Source organism: Nostoc sp. C052, assembly GCF_013393905.1.
Lineage (GTDB): Bacteria > Cyanobacteriota > Cyanobacteriia > Cyanobacteriales > Nostocaceae > Nostoc.
This window is the reverse complement of the sequence record NZ_CP040272.1, coordinates 3,833,567-3,848,738: the sequence shown is the minus strand read 5'-3', so window position 1 is coordinate 3,848,738 and position 15,172 is coordinate 3,833,567. Positions and strand designations below refer to the sequence as shown.

General features: G+C 40.1%; 15 protein-coding genes and 1 pseudogene. 12 read left to right on the top strand and 4 right to left on the bottom strand.

Features of this window, described 5'->3' with window-relative positions; all coding sequences use genetic code 11:
• Positions 1-73: 73 nt before the first annotated feature.
• The 7 genes from FD723_RS15775 to FD723_RS15745 all read left to right on the top strand — a co-directional run bounded on the left by FD723_RS15775 (position 74) and on the right by FD723_RS15745 (position 6,063).
• Positions 74-580: a hypothetical protein gene (locus tag FD723_RS15775; RefSeq protein WP_179066161.1), complete on the top strand. Its 507-nt coding sequence runs from the start codon at positions 74-76 to the stop codon at positions 578-580.
• Between the two features lie 227 nt (positions 581-807).
• Positions 808-1,131, top strand: a complete 324-nt coding sequence (locus tag FD723_RS15770) for a DUF6464 family protein (protein ID WP_179066160.1) — start codon at positions 808-810, stop codon at positions 1,129-1,131.
• A gap of 278 nt (positions 1,132-1,409) precedes the next feature.
• Entirely contained in the window at positions 1,410-2,666 is a 1,257-nt protein-coding gene (locus tag FD723_RS15765) for an ABC transporter substrate-binding protein (protein WP_179066159.1), read from the top strand.
• Between the two features lie 7 nt (positions 2,667-2,673).
• Positions 2,674-3,624, top strand: a complete 951-nt coding sequence (locus tag FD723_RS15760; protein WP_179066158.1) for a branched-chain amino acid ABC transporter permease — start codon at positions 2,674-2,676, stop codon at positions 3,622-3,624.
• A 14-nt stretch (positions 3,625-3,638) separates the two neighbouring features.
• Positions 3,639-4,241 carry a Uma2 family endonuclease gene (locus tag FD723_RS15755; protein ID WP_179066157.1) on the top strand — a complete coding sequence of 201 codons (603 nt, stop codon included), beginning with the start codon at positions 3,639-3,641 and terminating at the stop codon, positions 4,239-4,241.
• 49 nt (positions 4,242-4,290) lie between these two features.
• The gene (locus FD723_RS15750; RefSeq protein WP_179066156.1) at positions 4,291-5,220 is read left to right on the top strand and encodes a branched-chain amino acid ABC transporter permease; all 930 of its coding nucleotides are present in this window, start codon (positions 4,291-4,293) and stop codon (positions 5,218-5,220) included.
• 51 nt (positions 5,221-5,271) lie between these two features.
• Positions 5,272-6,063 carry an ABC transporter ATP-binding protein gene (locus FD723_RS15745; RefSeq protein ID WP_179066155.1) on the top strand — a complete coding sequence of 264 codons (792 nt, stop codon included), beginning with the start codon at positions 5,272-5,274 and terminating at the stop codon, positions 6,061-6,063.
• A 2-nt stretch (positions 6,064-6,065) separates the two neighbouring features.
• Here the strand turns inward: FD723_RS15745 and FD723_RS15740 are convergent.
• Positions 6,066-6,516, bottom strand: a pseudogene (locus FD723_RS15740) (DUF4351 domain-containing protein).
• A 160-nt stretch (positions 6,517-6,676) separates the two neighbouring features.
• Here FD723_RS15740 and FD723_RS15735 point away from each other — a divergent pair.
• The 5 genes from FD723_RS15735 to FD723_RS15715 all read left to right on the top strand — a co-directional run bounded on the left by FD723_RS15735 (position 6,677) and on the right by FD723_RS15715 (position 10,679).
• Positions 6,677-7,408 carry an ABC transporter ATP-binding protein gene (locus tag FD723_RS15735; RefSeq protein WP_179066154.1) on the top strand — a complete coding sequence of 244 codons (732 nt, stop codon included), beginning with the start codon at positions 6,677-6,679 and terminating at the stop codon, positions 7,406-7,408.
• A 33-nt stretch (positions 7,409-7,441) separates the two neighbouring features.
• Complete coding sequence (locus FD723_RS15730) at positions 7,442-8,005, top strand: Uma2 family endonuclease (protein ID WP_179066153.1); 564 nt, start codon at positions 7,442-7,444, stop codon at positions 8,003-8,005.
• Positions 8,006-8,273: 268 nt separating this feature from the next.
• On the top strand, positions 8,274-8,921 hold the full coding sequence (locus FD723_RS15725; protein WP_179066152.1) for a histidine phosphatase family protein: 648 nt from the start codon (positions 8,274-8,276) through the stop codon (positions 8,919-8,921).
• An 84-nt stretch (positions 8,922-9,005) separates the two neighbouring features.
• Positions 9,006-10,031: a glucokinase gene (locus FD723_RS15720; RefSeq protein ID WP_179066151.1), complete on the top strand. Its 1,026-nt coding sequence runs from the start codon at positions 9,006-9,008 to the stop codon at positions 10,029-10,031.
• Between the two features lie 45 nt (positions 10,032-10,076).
• Positions 10,077-10,679, top strand: a complete 603-nt coding sequence (locus FD723_RS15715) for a hypothetical protein (RefSeq protein WP_179066150.1) — start codon at positions 10,077-10,079, stop codon at positions 10,677-10,679.
• Between the two features lie 178 nt (positions 10,680-10,857).
• Here FD723_RS15715 and FD723_RS15710 read toward each other — a convergent pair whose 3' ends face one another.
• The 3 genes from FD723_RS15710 to FD723_RS15700 all read right to left on the bottom strand — a co-directional run bounded on the left by FD723_RS15710 (position 10,858) and on the right by FD723_RS15700 (position 14,970).
• Positions 10,858-12,594, bottom strand: coding sequence for a diflavin flavoprotein (locus FD723_RS15710; protein WP_179066149.1), 1,737 nt, complete (start codon positions 12,592-12,594; stop codon positions 10,858-10,860).
• A gap of 63 nt (positions 12,595-12,657) precedes the next feature.
• A complete protein-coding gene (locus FD723_RS15705) occupies positions 12,658-13,170 on the bottom strand; it encodes a phosphate-starvation-inducible PsiE family protein (RefSeq protein WP_179066148.1) in 513 nt (170 codons plus the stop codon).
• 69 nt (positions 13,171-13,239) lie between these two features.
• Complete coding sequence (locus FD723_RS15700; RefSeq protein ID WP_179066147.1) at positions 13,240-14,970, bottom strand: diflavin flavoprotein; 1,731 nt, start codon at positions 14,968-14,970, stop codon at positions 13,240-13,242.
• Positions 14,971-15,172 lie beyond the last annotated feature (202 nt).

The following is a 15,172-nucleotide window of genomic DNA, read 5'->3' as shown; positions in this document are numbered from 1 at the left end:
TATTTTAGTACAAATGTACTAAAATACTGCTACAATGCCTTACAAGTCAGCTAGCCTTACTTGAGGTAGTAGTATGAAAAAAATTCAAAACACGGACAAAAAGCCCATTTTGTTGAAAGTTTCGCTGTTGCAGCCAACATCTGTAACTACTGCTATAGTGCCATTGCAACCCCAAGAGGAAAAAATCATCAGTGAACGGGAGCGTTTAATCACGCAAGTCGAACGTATTAATCAGATGGCAGAAGAGTTAGAAGCAGCGATATTGGAGTTGAAAGCGATCGCGAACACATTAAATACTCAAAAACGTTACCCAGTTCTAAATCAGGAAGCATACAAAAATATTTGTCAGTATTTCGCAGTTAGCGTCCCTTGGGTGAAACGAAAGCCGGATGAATCATTTGTTTTGACAACGCGAAGAGTTGATTTATTCCGAGCCGAAAGGGAAGCCGCACTCCTAGCACAGCAACTTCGTCAGCAAACCAAAAAAAGATTAGCATCACAGCGACACAGAAAAAACAAGAATGGCGCTAAGGCTGACACCAAATGCTTGTTCAAAAAGGTATTAGTTAACAAATCTTAAAATTATTGACATTCAACGGCATCTCACCCTTGAGGTTGTAGCAGTTATGCTGATTGAAGTGGTGGAAAGAACTTCTTTTTCAAAATTGCTTGATACCACAATGCCATTGCTAATTGCAACCATAGTTGGTAGCAAAAAGGCAAAGCTGCCCTAATATTTGCACTTCCGTAAAACTAGAGTGCAACATCAGGGAAAATCAATCAGCGCACAGAAGAGGTAAAAAGAAGGTGTTAAAGACACTTTTAGTGATTGCCGTTGGTTTTTTACCGTCCCTGTTTTCCCTGTGGATGATCCGCAAAACCCAGCGATCGCGCTTACGGATGAGACAAGCAGCGATGAATTTTCCAGTGGTGCAGGGACGGCAAAATGTGAGATCGGTTGCAGGCGATCGCTATTATTTAGAAGGAGTGGGTTATCTCATTGGCGATATCAGCTGCAAGTTTAATGCTCGATCTGGCTACATTCGCTGTGCCATCAATCCCGAAGGCCCATGTAACGCTTGCCGTCACTACGAACCAAAGGAATTAGCTGGTAGTGAAAAAAAGACTTAAAATTTCTGACTGAATACTCAACAACCTAAAATTTCCTGGTTAACACAGACCCTCTAACCCGGAGAATTTGTCAGCAACTTCATAGCACTAGAACGGAGCAATGATAAAATCATTACTAATTATAATAATTTGTATTTACAAACACTTTGAATATTTCTCTTTGCATGGTGAAATAAGAGTGATTTAATAGAATTCGTGCAAAAGTGTAAATCTGCGTCATTTTATTTGCAGATTATGAGCTTTTCACGAATATCTCATAACTACATGATTATTCAACGATGAACAACGCGATCGCTCGGACAACAGCATTATTATCAACTTGCGCTTTACTACTAACAGGCTGTGGTGATGGTGGTGGTGGCAATACCCCTGCGACAAGTTCTCCAACTAATAGTTCAAGTACCCCAAGTAACGCTGCAAGCGATACCGCCACATTATCAGGTGCTATTCCCATCGGTATTGCTGTTGCTCAAACTAGCAATGTGGCATTACTAGGACAAGAGGAAGTTGCTGGAGCCAAACTTGCCGAGAAGTATTTTAATAGTAAAGGTGGGGTTAATGGCACACCAATTAAATTAGTGTTTCAAGATACTAGTGGTGATGAAGCCGGGGCAATTAACGCTTTTCAAACTCTCATTAACAAAGATAAAGTTGTCGGTATTGTAGGCCCAACTTTATCACAGCAAGCCTTTAGTGCTGACCCCATTGGTGAACGTGCAAAAGTACCAATTATTGGCCCATCAAATACTGCTAAAGGCATTCCCGAAATTGGTGATTACGTTGCTCGTGTTTCCGCACCAGTTTCCGTTGTCGCGCCTAATTCAGTGAAAGCTGCACTTAAGCAAAATCCCCAACTTAAAAAAGTCGCAGTTTTCTATGCTCAAAATGACGCTTTTAGCAAGTCAGAAACGGAAATTTTTCAACAAACAGTTAAGGATCAAGGGCTGGAATTAATAACAGTCCAAAAGTTCCAAACCAGTGATACAGATTTTCAAAGTCAAGCGACCAATGCCATTAATCTCAAACCAGATTTGGTCATTATTTCGGGCTTGGCTGCTGATGGTGGGAATTTAGTCAGACAATTGCGAGAACTTGGTTATAAAGGCTTAATTGTCGGTGGAAATGGTTTAAATACATCGAATTTATTGCCAGTTTGTAAAGCCCTTTGTGATGGCGTATTGATTGCCCAAGCTTATAGTCCAGAACATCCAGGTGAAATTAACGCAGCATTTCGTAAAGCCTATACTGACGAATACAAAAAAGAGCCACCCCAATTTAGCGCTCAAACTTTTACAGCAGTACAGGTTTATGTCGAAGCACTCCAAGCTTTAGATAAAAAGAGTAAAGTTAACAAATTACAGCTACCAGAATTGCGGACAGAATTAAATAAACAGATACTTGCCGGAACATACAATACACCGCTGGGTGAAATTGGTTTTACTCCCATAGGTGAAGTTGTGCAAAAAGATTTCTATGTTGCCCAAATCAAGATGGAAAAAGACGGGAGCAAAGGTAAATTTACATTTCTAAAATAATTGCTAAATGAATATCAATCTATTTTTACAGCAATTATTAAATGGGTTGTCCATCGGCAGCGTCTATGCAATTTTTGCCTTAGGATATACCTTGGTTTATTCTATTTTGGGCATAATTAATTTAGCTCATGGCGCGATTTTTACCTTGGGTGCATATTTCACTTATGCACTTATGGGTGGCAACTTTGGATTTAATGGCTTGTTAGCTAATGCAGCCCTGCCGATAAAATTACCATTTGCGATCGCCTTGATTTTAGGAAGTACCTTGGCGGGATTGGTAGGGGTAGTAATGGAACGCGTTGCTTTTCAACCTCTGCGCCGTCAAGGATCTGATCCTTTACTAACTGTTGTTTCCAGCTTAGGGGTAGCAGTGGTAATTGTGAATTTGATCCAGTATTTGGTAGGTGCGGAAAGTTATACATACCCCGCAAATACTTACGGTAATTTGCCACCAGCGATTAATTTTGGTAGCCCAGAAAACCCAATTCCGATTCGCAGTGTTCAGGTGGTAATTTTTACTGTATCAGTGGTGATTGTGGCAATTCTTACCTATTTTATCAATCGGACTAAATATGGTAAAGCAATGCAAGCGATCGCAGAAGATCCAACTACAGCTAGTTTGTTAGGAATTAATAGCGATCGCTTTATCATCTTAACATTCTTCATCAGCAGTTTTTTAGCAGGATTAGCCGGAACTTTAGTCGCTTCTAGTGTTAGTATTGCAGGGCCATATTTCGGTATTGCTTTTGGTTTGCGGGGTTTAGCGGTAATTGTCTTAGGTGGTTTAGGTAGTATTCCTGGTGCAGTTGTAGGAGGCTTAGTAATTGGATTAGTGGAAGCGTTTGTACCCGCCGAATACTCTGGATATAAAGACGCAGTAGCCTTTGGAATTTTGTTTATCATGCTATTAGTTAGACCCCAAGGTTTACTAGGGCGACGGTTTATTCAGAAAGTTTAAAGAGACGTAGCGTTATGAAAACATACACCAAACAAAAGTTAACTTTTGAGCAATTTTTAGAACAATGTCCAGAGTCAGGTTTATATGAACTTGTCGATGGAGAAATTGTAGAAGTGCATGCAACTAGAAATCATGATGATGTCGCTGAGTTTCTATTATTTAGTTTTAATGATGAAATTAAACGTCTAAATCTGAATTACGTAGTAAAAAACACAGCATTACTTAAAACTATAACTGCTAATGGCATAGAACAAGGGCGCAAGCCTGATGTAAGTGTCATAGACAAAGATAAATGGCGCTCAAATCGTTCTGCTTATGCTGCACTTGAAGAACCTATCCAGTTAGCTGTAGAGGTGACATCAACTAATTGGGAAGATGACTACATTGATAAGTTAGATGAATATCAACGCTTAGGTATTACAGAATATTGGATTGTAGATTATTTAGCAATCGGGCTAAGAGAGTATTTAGGAAATCCGAAAATTCCGGCTGTATTTGTTTTTCTATTAGATGCTGATGGGAAATACCAATGCACACATTTTAGAGGTTCAGAACGGATTGTGTCACGAACTTTTCCTGAACTGGCGCTGACAGCAGAGCAAATATTAACAGCTTAAGAGTTGATAAAAGCAATAGTTTGATTAAGCCTAATCAAAATGTATTAAAATGGCCGATTTTTTCGCTACTTACGCTTCTTTAATTGTCTCTATGGTATTAGGGGCGCTATTAGGACTATCGCTTTACTTACCGCTAATGACAGGGCAATTGTCTTTAGCTAGTCCAGGATTTTATGCTTTAGGTGGGTATATTGCAGCAATTTTATCCACAAAAATTTTAACTCCTAGTAGTGGTTTATTTCCTATTCCATTGTTGTTATTGGAGATGTTAATTGCGGGTATAATTTCTGGTGTATTGGGTGTAATAGTGGGAATTCCAGCATTGAGATTGCGAGGAATTTATTTAGCGATCGCAACTATCGCTTTTGTGGAAGTTCTGCGCGTCATCTCCCTCAATCTGGATATTACAGGCGGCGCTGTCGGAATTTTTGGAATTCCTCAACCTTTCCAAACACAACTTGAGTATTTATGGATTGCTTTGCCTTTACTATTAATTAGTATGGTGCTGCTTTACCGTTTAGAACGTATCCGCGTGGGAAGGGCTTTTATCGCTATCCGCGAAGATGAATTAGCTGCGGGTGCAATGGGAATTGATCCCACTTATTACAAAGTTTTAGCATTTACACTAGGGGCTATACTTGCAGGGGTTGTAGGTGCTATTAGTGCCCACTTTCTCAATACCTGGAATGCTCGTCAAGGTACTTTTGATGCCAGTATTATATATTTAACTTTTGTTTTAATTGGTGGTTCAAGAACTTTTTTAGGGCCGGTAGTTGGTGGTATGGTATTTACAGCTTTACCAGAGATTCTGCGAAGCCTTGCTGATACTGGTGGTTTACCTAATTGGTTAGCGCAGTTTTTGCGAGATGGGAGATTAATTATTTTTGGCTTACTTATAGTAATAGGAACAATCTTTTTCCCTCAAGGGCTAATTACTCCAGATATTTTTCAAAGGAAAAAACGAACCGCAAAGGAGTAATATTTTTAGAGAGTTATTGCGTAAGTTTTATATTCATAATAGTATGCAAAAATGTCACATAGTATTCCAGGAAGTAACAGCAGTATTGTCTTAGAATCAAGAGCATTGACTCGCCGCTTTGGTGGTTTAGTGGCGGTAAATAATGTGTCTTTTAGTGTTAATAAATATGAGATTTTTGGATTAATTGGCCCTAATGGTGCTGGCAAAACAACACTGTTTAATTTGATTACTGCCTTTATTCCACCTTCTAGCGGTAAATTAATTTATCAAGGTGCAGAAGTTTCCCAACTTCGTCCCCATCAAATTGCGGCTTTAGGTATCGCCCGCACCTTCCAAAATATCCGGTTGTTTGGGGAATTATCAGCATTGGAAAATGTGATAATTGCCCGACATTTACACACTAAAAGTAATATGATTACAGGAGTTCTAGGATTACCACCAGCGCCTCGTGAAGAATTGAAGACTAAACAAAAAGCTTTAGATTTATTGAGTTTGGTGGGATTAAGCGATCGCGCTCACGAAAAAGCCAAAAACTTTGCTTACGGCGATCAGCGTCGGCTGGAAATTGCCCGCGCTTTAGCATTACAACCACAAATTTTACTTCTTGATGAACCGGCGGCGGGAATGAACCCCAACGAAAAGCAGCAATTGAGTGAATTTATCCGCAGCCTGCGCGATCGCTTCAATTTGACGATTATCCTTATAGAACACCATGTACCATTGGTTATGGGTTTGTGCGATCGCATTGCTGTATTAGATTTTGGTCAATTAATTGCTTTGGGTGAACCATCTATAGTTAGAAATGATCCGGCTGTAATTGAAGCTTATTTGGGAAATGAATGAATTTATGTAGACAAAATACTCACAAATTCTTCTAAAGAATTCACTGCGATCGCGCTATCCATTAAAGTTTCTAATTGTTCCACACTCTTGCCCTCAAGCCTTACTTCCACTTCATGAGGAATTTCGCCAAAGCGTTGTTCCAATACCCGAATTAGCTGCCGTCGCGCACCTAGCTGAATACCTCTTTGCTCAATTTCCTGATACCAAGGCGATTCTCGCAATACTGCCATATCCAACCTCATGATTTGTTGCACTAAAGGCGTGTCTAACACAAAGCTAGCAAAAAATGCTAGCAATGATTCTAATTGGTTCAGCTTCCCGACTAATCCACTGAAATTCAGAACCGAGAATTTCTTTTGCCACCACTTCAGGACGCTGTGTCACCCATTGTACCCATGCATCTGGAGCTAAATTAATTAGTCGCTTGCTACCAATATCTGCTACTTTTGCCACAGGACGCTTGATATCTTTATCAGTAATTAATGGTACATCATAAAGATTGCAGTATTATGGCGTTGGTTTAAAGTTTCAGCAATGTCTACGCACTGTTTTAAGAAATGTATGATTGATGTATGTTAGGTTTTGAATCAATATTTCTGGATGTAAACTGCAAATGAAAGCCGATAGTAGACCAAATTATACAATTTTAGAAGTTCAAGAACTTGATGTAAATTATGGCGGTATCCAAGCTCTCAAAAAGATTAATTTAATTATTCAAAAAGGCGAAGTAGTTACTTTAATTGGTGCTAATGGTGCTGGTAAAACTACTACACTCCGCGCCATAAGTAAAGTAGTTAATCCTAAGAATGGTGTAATTATCTATAATGGACATAATATTACCCGCCGCCAAACTCATGAGGTTGTACAACTTGGTATTGCCCATTGTCCTGAAGGACGCAGAGTGTTAGCGCGGCAAACAGTATTTGATAATTTACTTTTGGGTGCTTATATTCGCTCTAATCAAGCAGAGATCAAAGCAGATATTCAGCGCCAATTTGAGCTATTTCCCCGCTTATCCCAAAGACGCAATCAACTAGCAGGAACCCTCAGCGGTGGTGAACAACAAATGTTAGCGATCGCACGTGCTGTCATGAGTAAACCACAACTGTTGCTTTTAGACGAGCCTAGCTTGGGTTTAGCACCTGCGATCGTCCGAGAAATCTTCTCAATTATTGAAAATCTCCGGGCTACAGGGGTGACTATTTTGTTAGTTGAACAAAACGCAAATCTGGCGCTACAAATTGCCGATCGCGGTTATGTTCTAGAGGCTGGTTCTATAACTTTAACAGGTGCAGCATCAGAATTAATTAGTGATGAGCGAGTCAAAAAAGCTTATTTAGGATAATTAATTAAATGAAAATTTGGGAGGTACAAGCACATGGTCACATCACCAACTAAACCCCTAACTTTAGAAGAGTTTTTGAAACTACCAGAAACAAAGCCTAGCTCAGAATATATCAACGGTCAAATTATTCAAAAGCCAATGCCACAAGGAAAACATAGCAAATTACAGGGTAAGTTAGTCACAGGTATAAATGAAGTAGGTGAAAGTCGAAAAATTGCCCTTGCATTTCCAGAATTGCGGTGTACTTTTGGCGGACGTTCAATAGTCCCTGATGTAGCTGTGTTTGCTTGGGAACGGATTCCTGTAGATGAACGTGGAGATATCGCTAATGTCTTCAATACATATCCAGACTGGACGATTGAGATTCTTTCGCCGGATCAAAGCCAGACTAAAGTAACCGGAAATATTCTACATTGTTTAAAACATGGTAGTCGTTTAGGTTGGTTAATTGATCCAGGCGATCGCTCTGTTTTAGTTTATCCGCCAAAGCAGCAACCAGAACTTTTACAAGAAGAACAAGAAATATTACCAGTTCCCGATTTAGTTAGCGATCTACAATTAACTGTAGGGCAACTATTTGGATGGTTAAAGTTATAAGTAATTGTATATATTCATATATGAAAAATACGAAAAACTTATTCTGAGTGGAATTAACTCTCTAGAGCTTTTAGTCGATATTGCTTTAGAAACTTGGCTAAAAAGGCTTTGAATAAAACTAAATTGACAGTACTTATAACTTTTCCTAATCATTAGTATTATTAAATATTATTACGATTTTTGTCCTATATTAATATTTGCAGGCCTCCTTGCAGATATCTATATATTTGTTTAGCGGCGAATTCTATTCACCGGAATGATTAAACTTATGAGTCAAATAGTCTGGATAGCAAGACACGCTAACCGCCTCGACTTCGTAAACCCCGATTGGTTTCTCACCGCCGAACGACGCTACGATCCACCCTTGTCTGATGATGGTATGCTTCAGGCACAGCAGTTAGCAAAGCGATTGAAAGGAGAAAAGATTGGCCATATTTTTGCCTCTCCTTTCCTGCGAACTGTACAAACAGCAAACGCAGTTGCAGAAATACTCAACTTGCCGATCAAACTCGAAACAGGTTTGAGTGAATGGCTAAATCCAGTTTGGATGACGGAAGAACCCGAAAGACTTTCAACTCCAGCACTAGCAGAGTTATTCCCCAGAATTGACACTAGCTATACCTCGCGCATCGCCGCTAAATATCCTGAAACTCACGAAAAAGTGCGAGAACGTTCTGGACAAACTGCTAGATGTTTATCTACTGAGTTCTTCCCAGAGGATATCCTGCTAGTGGCACATGGCGCATCTGTGTTGGGCGGGGCAATGGGGCTAGTGGGGGAAATTGCCAAGACAGAAGTTAAAGCTTCTTTGTGTTCGCTGGTAAAAGTGGTACGCCAAGACCCAGAATGGTTATTAGAACTAACGGGAGATACTTCCCATTTAACCCACATAGAAGAAGTTATTCGATTTGCTTAAACCTTTGATAGAGATTTGCGTTCATGGCTTCTGGTACGTTGGGTATATCCTACAAAAAAAGTAATTAATTCACGAATAAATTCTATGACTTTGTTACTAGCAGGAGACATCGGCGGTACGAAAACTATTCTGCGATTGGTTGAAACATCAGATTCACCAGCTTTACATACTATTTATCAGGAAAGTTACCACAGTGCTGATTTTCCCGATTTAGTACCCATAGTGCAGCAGTTTTTGGCCAAAGCTAATACACCAATACCAGAAAAGGCCTGTTTTGCGATCGCCGGCCCCATTGTCAAAAATACTGCAAAACTGACCAATTTAATCTGGTTCCTAGATACCGAACGTCTACAACAAGAATTGGGTATCCCGCATATTTCTTTGATTAACGACTTCGCCGCCGTTGGCTACGGCATTTTAGGTTTAGAAACACAAGACTTGCACACGTTACAAGTTGGCAAATCTCAACCCGAAGCCCCCATTGGCATTATTGGTGCTGGTACTGGTTTAGGACAAGGATTTTTAATTAAACAGGGAAACAACTATCAAGTCTTTCCCTCAGAAGGTGGACACGCTGACTTTGCCCCTCGGAACGAAATCGAGTTTCAACTGTTGAAATACCTGCTGGGTAAACATGATATCCAGCGCATTTCTGTAGAACGCGTGGTTTCTGGAATGGGAATTGTAGCAATTTACCAATTTCTGCGCGATCGCAAATTTGCTGCTGAATCACCAGAGATTGCTCAAATCGTCAGAACTTGGGAACAAGAAGCGGGACAGGAAGAGAAAAGCGTCGATCCTGGTGCTGCTATTGGTACGGCTGCATTGCAAGGTAGCGATCGCCTCTCGGAACAAACTTTGCAATTATTTATAGACGCTTATGGTGCAGAAGCGGGGAATCTTGCCTTGAAACTCCTACCTTACGGCGGTTTATACATCGCTGGCGGAATTGCGCCCAAAATCTTGCCCTTAATCCAAAACAGTGGTTTCTTATTAAATTTCACCCAAAAAGGTAGAATGCGCCGCCTCCTAGAAGAGATCCCCGTGTATGTAATCCTCAATTCGCAAGTTGGCCTAATTGGTGCTGCTTTATGTGCTGCTAGGTTATAACAGCTGGCATCATCAGTGAGATCGGCATCTCAAAAGGTAAAACTTATGACAGTTAAAAGTCTGTTGCCACTAATCGCCGCCACCATAGTCTGTGGTGGCTCTGTTCTCGTGGAAGCGCGTTCAGTCAAACCTCCGATGGCTGTTGTCAAACCAACAGTTTCTCAACCCGTGCAGCCACAATGGAAATTATACAACGCTCCCGATGGACGCTTTAGTATTTTGATGCCAGGAAACCCAAACAGAAATACCGAATACCAAAAAACTTACATGGGGGAAATTACCTTAGAAATATTTGTCGCTCAACCACCAAAACAGCAAGTAGCATACATCGTTGCTTACAATGATTTTCCTTATAGTTATGGTCAAATGGCCGATCCCCAAGTTGTACTTAATAATGCACGGGATATGGCTTTAAAGACTACGAAAAGTAATTTAATTAGCCAACGAAACATTCGTAGTTCTAATAATCATCCTGGCAAAGAAATTGAGTATATCAATGCTGGAGGAAAAATCACTAAAAGTAGAATGTATGTTGCCGAAGGCAGATTGTATCAAGTAATGGCAATAACTACAAAAAAACAGCAGAAGACATTAGCTAAAACTATTAATGGGTATTTAAATTCCTTCCATGTAGTTTTGAAAAAGTAAAATAACTCAAATATCATTAGTCTGAAATAGCTTATCTCTCTTTGCCTATTAGAGGCTCTGCCTCCAGTCAAAGATTGAGTCAGAGACTCAATGAATGCATTCCCAGTCTCCGACTGGGAACGAGGAAATAACAATGGGAAATCAAGCTTTTTCGACTGTGATTTACGCAAGTGGTCAGTTAATAATAACTGCCAGATTTCCGATGCTCTAACGCAGTGACACCATCATTTTCCAATACCTCACCGTGATTGATGACAGCATAAATTAACCATCGATCGCCACATTCAAGCTGATTTTGCACCGTACATTCTAAATAAGCTAATGCCTCATTTAGAATCAGACAACCATTAAGAGCAGTTTTTGTGGCAAGATTTGCAAAGGGATTATCTCCTAAAGTGCTATGACGAGAAAAATAGCGTCGCAAATTTTTTCCTTCTTTGAGGATATTCAGCACAAATTTATCACCAGGATGATGCATTAAATCTGCATTTTGCTTGTTAGCGATCGCAATCATAATTCCTGGTGGGTTAAAAGTTGCCTGAGATATCCAAGAAGTTAAAACCCCTTTATGAGTTTCTTCATCACGAGTTGTCACAACACATAAAGAACCAATAATTCGCCCCACAGCTTGTTCAGTGCGATCTACATGGGTTTCTGTGACAATTTGGCGGGAAGTACGCAGCTTTTTGGTTTTCTTCAAGTTTTGGGCAAAGGAAGCGCCTGCTTCTTGACACTGCTGGAGAATTTCAGGAGTAGGACTAAAACGCACCCGAATTGTTTCAAATCCTAGTTGATAATTTGCATCTTTGAGCTTGCTTTCGATTAAATCAATTGCTTCTCCACTCCAACCGTAAGAACCAAACACCCCTGCTAACTTAGTTTTAGCCGTCACCGAGAGGACTATTCCTAAAGCTGTTTGAATTTGAGTTGGTGCATGTCCGCCTAAAGTCGGTGAACCGATAATCAAACCATCGCAGGTTTCGGCAATGCGGGTAATTTCTGCCGAGTCTGCTAGTTCACAGTTGATTGATTCTACATTAATTCCATTTTGAATCAAACCTTGAGCGATCGCATTTGCTAAAATTGCTGTATTTCCATAAGCAGAAGCATAAAGCAAAGCAACACTCAATTCTTGAGATTTTTGCCCTTGACACCATTGACGGTAATCATAAGTAAAACGACTCAGGCTGTAACGAACAATTGGGCCGTGTGCAGGGGCATAACATCTAGCTCCCAAAACTGATATTTTATCTAATGCTGCTTCGACTTGTTTTGCTTGGGGCGCATGGAGACATTCAAAATAGTAACGGCGTTCTGCATCTAATCCCTTCCAATCTTCATCAAACAAGGTATCTTCGCAAATATGAGCGCCAAAAAGTTTGTCTGTGTAGAGAATTTTGGTCGCGGGATCGTAAGTACAAAGTCCATCTACCCAACGGGGAGTTGGTACGGTAATAAATGATAGATTGTGTCCTTGTCCTAAATCTAAAGTATCTTGCGATCGCATCGCTTGAATCGGTGATTCAAATTCGGGAAAGGCAGTTTTGAGAGCATTGGCGGCGGGGCGAGAACAAATTATTGTGGCTTGAGGAACCAGAGAGAGCAATACTTGCAAAGTTGCTCTGCGGTTGGGGTTGACATGACTGAGAACAATGTAATCTAGGGTAATAAAGTCTAGATGTTGTGCTAGTTGCTCAAGGTAAATTTCGGTAAAAGATTCGCCGGGAGGGTCAATTAAAGCTTTTTTATCAGCTTGAATCAGATAAGAATTCGCCGTAGTTCCTTTTTGGCGGGAATACTCAACCTCAAATTTTAGTCGTTCCCAAGTCCGCGATCGCAGAATCAGAGTATTTTTACCAATTTCAGCAACTTGTACATCTCTAGGATGGCTGGTAGTTAAAGTATTTGTAGACATAATAACCTCTGTTAATCATGGGAATTGGGAATTGGGTATGGCAGAATATCCTACTCGCTGCTGTTAATGACTATTGGTTTGCATTAATTCAGACTTGGCCAGTTTTCTATAGCGTTTAGATACTTCTTGTTCAGGATCGATACCTTCAAAGGTCGGGGGTAGCCAAACTCGGAGGAACTGTAGTACTCCCAGTACTAATAAAAAGGCACAAGTTGCTAAAACTTGACTCCAACTTGTTTCTAAAACGCCTTTCACTATGACTTCTCGCAAGGCAGAAACGATAGAAACTTCAACTGCGACCCCAATAGATACTCGATGCTCTTGTAGGTAAATAATCAGCAGTCGGAATAACTCAACTAAGATGAGTAAAAAGAGAATATCGGCAGTAACGGCATGAAAATCTAGAGGTGGAAGCAAGGAGAGAAACATATCTCTCACCTGAAGCACCATAAAGCTAAATAAACCGATACACAAACAAATCACAATCACATCTTGAATAAATTCCAAGGTTCGCACAACGCGCCCCCGATTGATTTCGTACATGTCAATTGAGTTATTTTCAGCAGATTTATACATAGTTTTTTAGGAGTGTATTGTAGAGACGCGATTCATCGCGTCTATGGATGACCAATGACAAATGATCAATTAGTAATGATTGCCAATTTTGCGGTGATGAGCGGCAGTAAGTGCATTTAACTTGGCAACTCTTCCAGTTTGAACTGTGCTATAAATTACCCAATGATCTCCACAGTCCATACGGCTAGTAATTTCACATTCCATGTAAGCTAAAGCTTCAGCTAAAACGGGTGATCCGTTATTGGCTGGATATGTTTTCACTCCAGCAAAACGATCTGCACCAGGAGCAAAACGCTTGAGAAAATGTTTCATTAATCCTTGATATTTGCCTTCTTCTAAAACATTTAAGACAAAGCGATCGCCAACGTGCATCAAAGATTCAATTGCCCGATCTTTGGATACTGCGATCGCTACTCCTAAAGGCTCAAGACTCGCTTGTGTCACCCACGAAGCCAGCATTGCACTCTGAACTTCTCCTTTTTTGGCGGTGATAATGTATAATCCTGTACTAATACGCCCTAAAGCTTTTTCTAGCTCAGTATTAATGGATTTAATCTGTTTAATGGTGCGATCGCGGTTCAACCATTGACCCATATCTGTACCCGCTTCATCACAAAGTTGTTCTGTTGCTTGGGTAGGAATTTCCTTAACTAAAATCGGTGGAAAGGCTTCAATTAATCCCAATTCTTGAAACTTATTGCGTAAGGGATAAACCGGTTCATCTTCTCCTCCTCCCGACTCTAATAAACCAATTGCCTGTTTCTTATGAACAGCAGCTAAAATGGTACTTAAAGCAGCTTGAGCCACTCCCGAAGACTGATTTGGCATTCCAATTACTAAACCAGAAGCTTGTGCAACTAATTCTCGAACTTCTTGAGGTTCAGCACTATTGAGGTCTACTAATTCTACTGCTGCACCTGCTTTTGCACATCCATGAGCTATAGTACGGATTAAATGCTCACTATACCCGTAATCTTCAACATAAAATAGAGCCACTAATGTCTCTGTTTTGGCTTGTTCTAAACTCCAGTTTTGATACCGTCCAAGCCATTCGGAAATATAGTTTTGTAATAAAGGGCCGTGTCCGGTCGCAACGGTGACTATTTCTAACTTTTCAATCCGCTTTAAAGCAGCCAAAACAGACCGGGCATTTGGGCCCATGAGACAATCATAGTAGTAGTGAAAATCTTCCTCTATTAAGCTAATATTTTCATCGTAGGTGTGGTCATCACAGTAGTGCATCCCAAACACATCACAAGTGTAAAGAGTGCCAGTTTTGTGGTCGTAAGTCAAGATTGTATCAGGCCAGTGTAAGTTAGGTGCAGAGATAAATTCTAATTCGTGTCCGTTGCCTAAATCTAATCGCTCTCCACTTTTCACCTGCATTGATTTAAAAGGCTGGTGAACCATATTTTCTAGAAATTGAATAGCTACCTTCGCACCAACAACAGTAATCCCAGGAGCTAATTGTAAAATATTTTTCACTAAGCCACTGTGGTCGGGTTCTGTATGGCTAATAATCAAGTAATCTATTTTTGCCGGATCTATTAATCCCAGCAGTATATCAAGATATTGCTGCTCAAATTTGCGGTGAGATGTATCGACTAAAGCAATCTTTTCTCCCTGGATTAAGAAAGAATTATAGGTCGTCCCATTCCGTAAACCAAACTCGATATCAAAACGTTCTCTATCCCAGTCAAGACAACGAATAGCTGTGGTTTGAGGAGCAATTTCAACAGTTTGAATCGTCAAACGTCCGGGATTGGGAATAACTTGAGTAAGCTGTGTGAGTGCAACCATAATTTTTCCCCAAAAAAATATTGTCTGGAGCGAATGTTCTGTTTCTTATATTTACCTGAAATACTCAATTAGTAAAATGCTAATTTCTAAAGCTAATCATCAGAAAGATTTATTCTTTGTTTTGATCGATCTACCATTGAATTTATCAATGTTTATCATTACTTTTATATTCAATGATGAACGTGAGAGAATGTAAAATCTA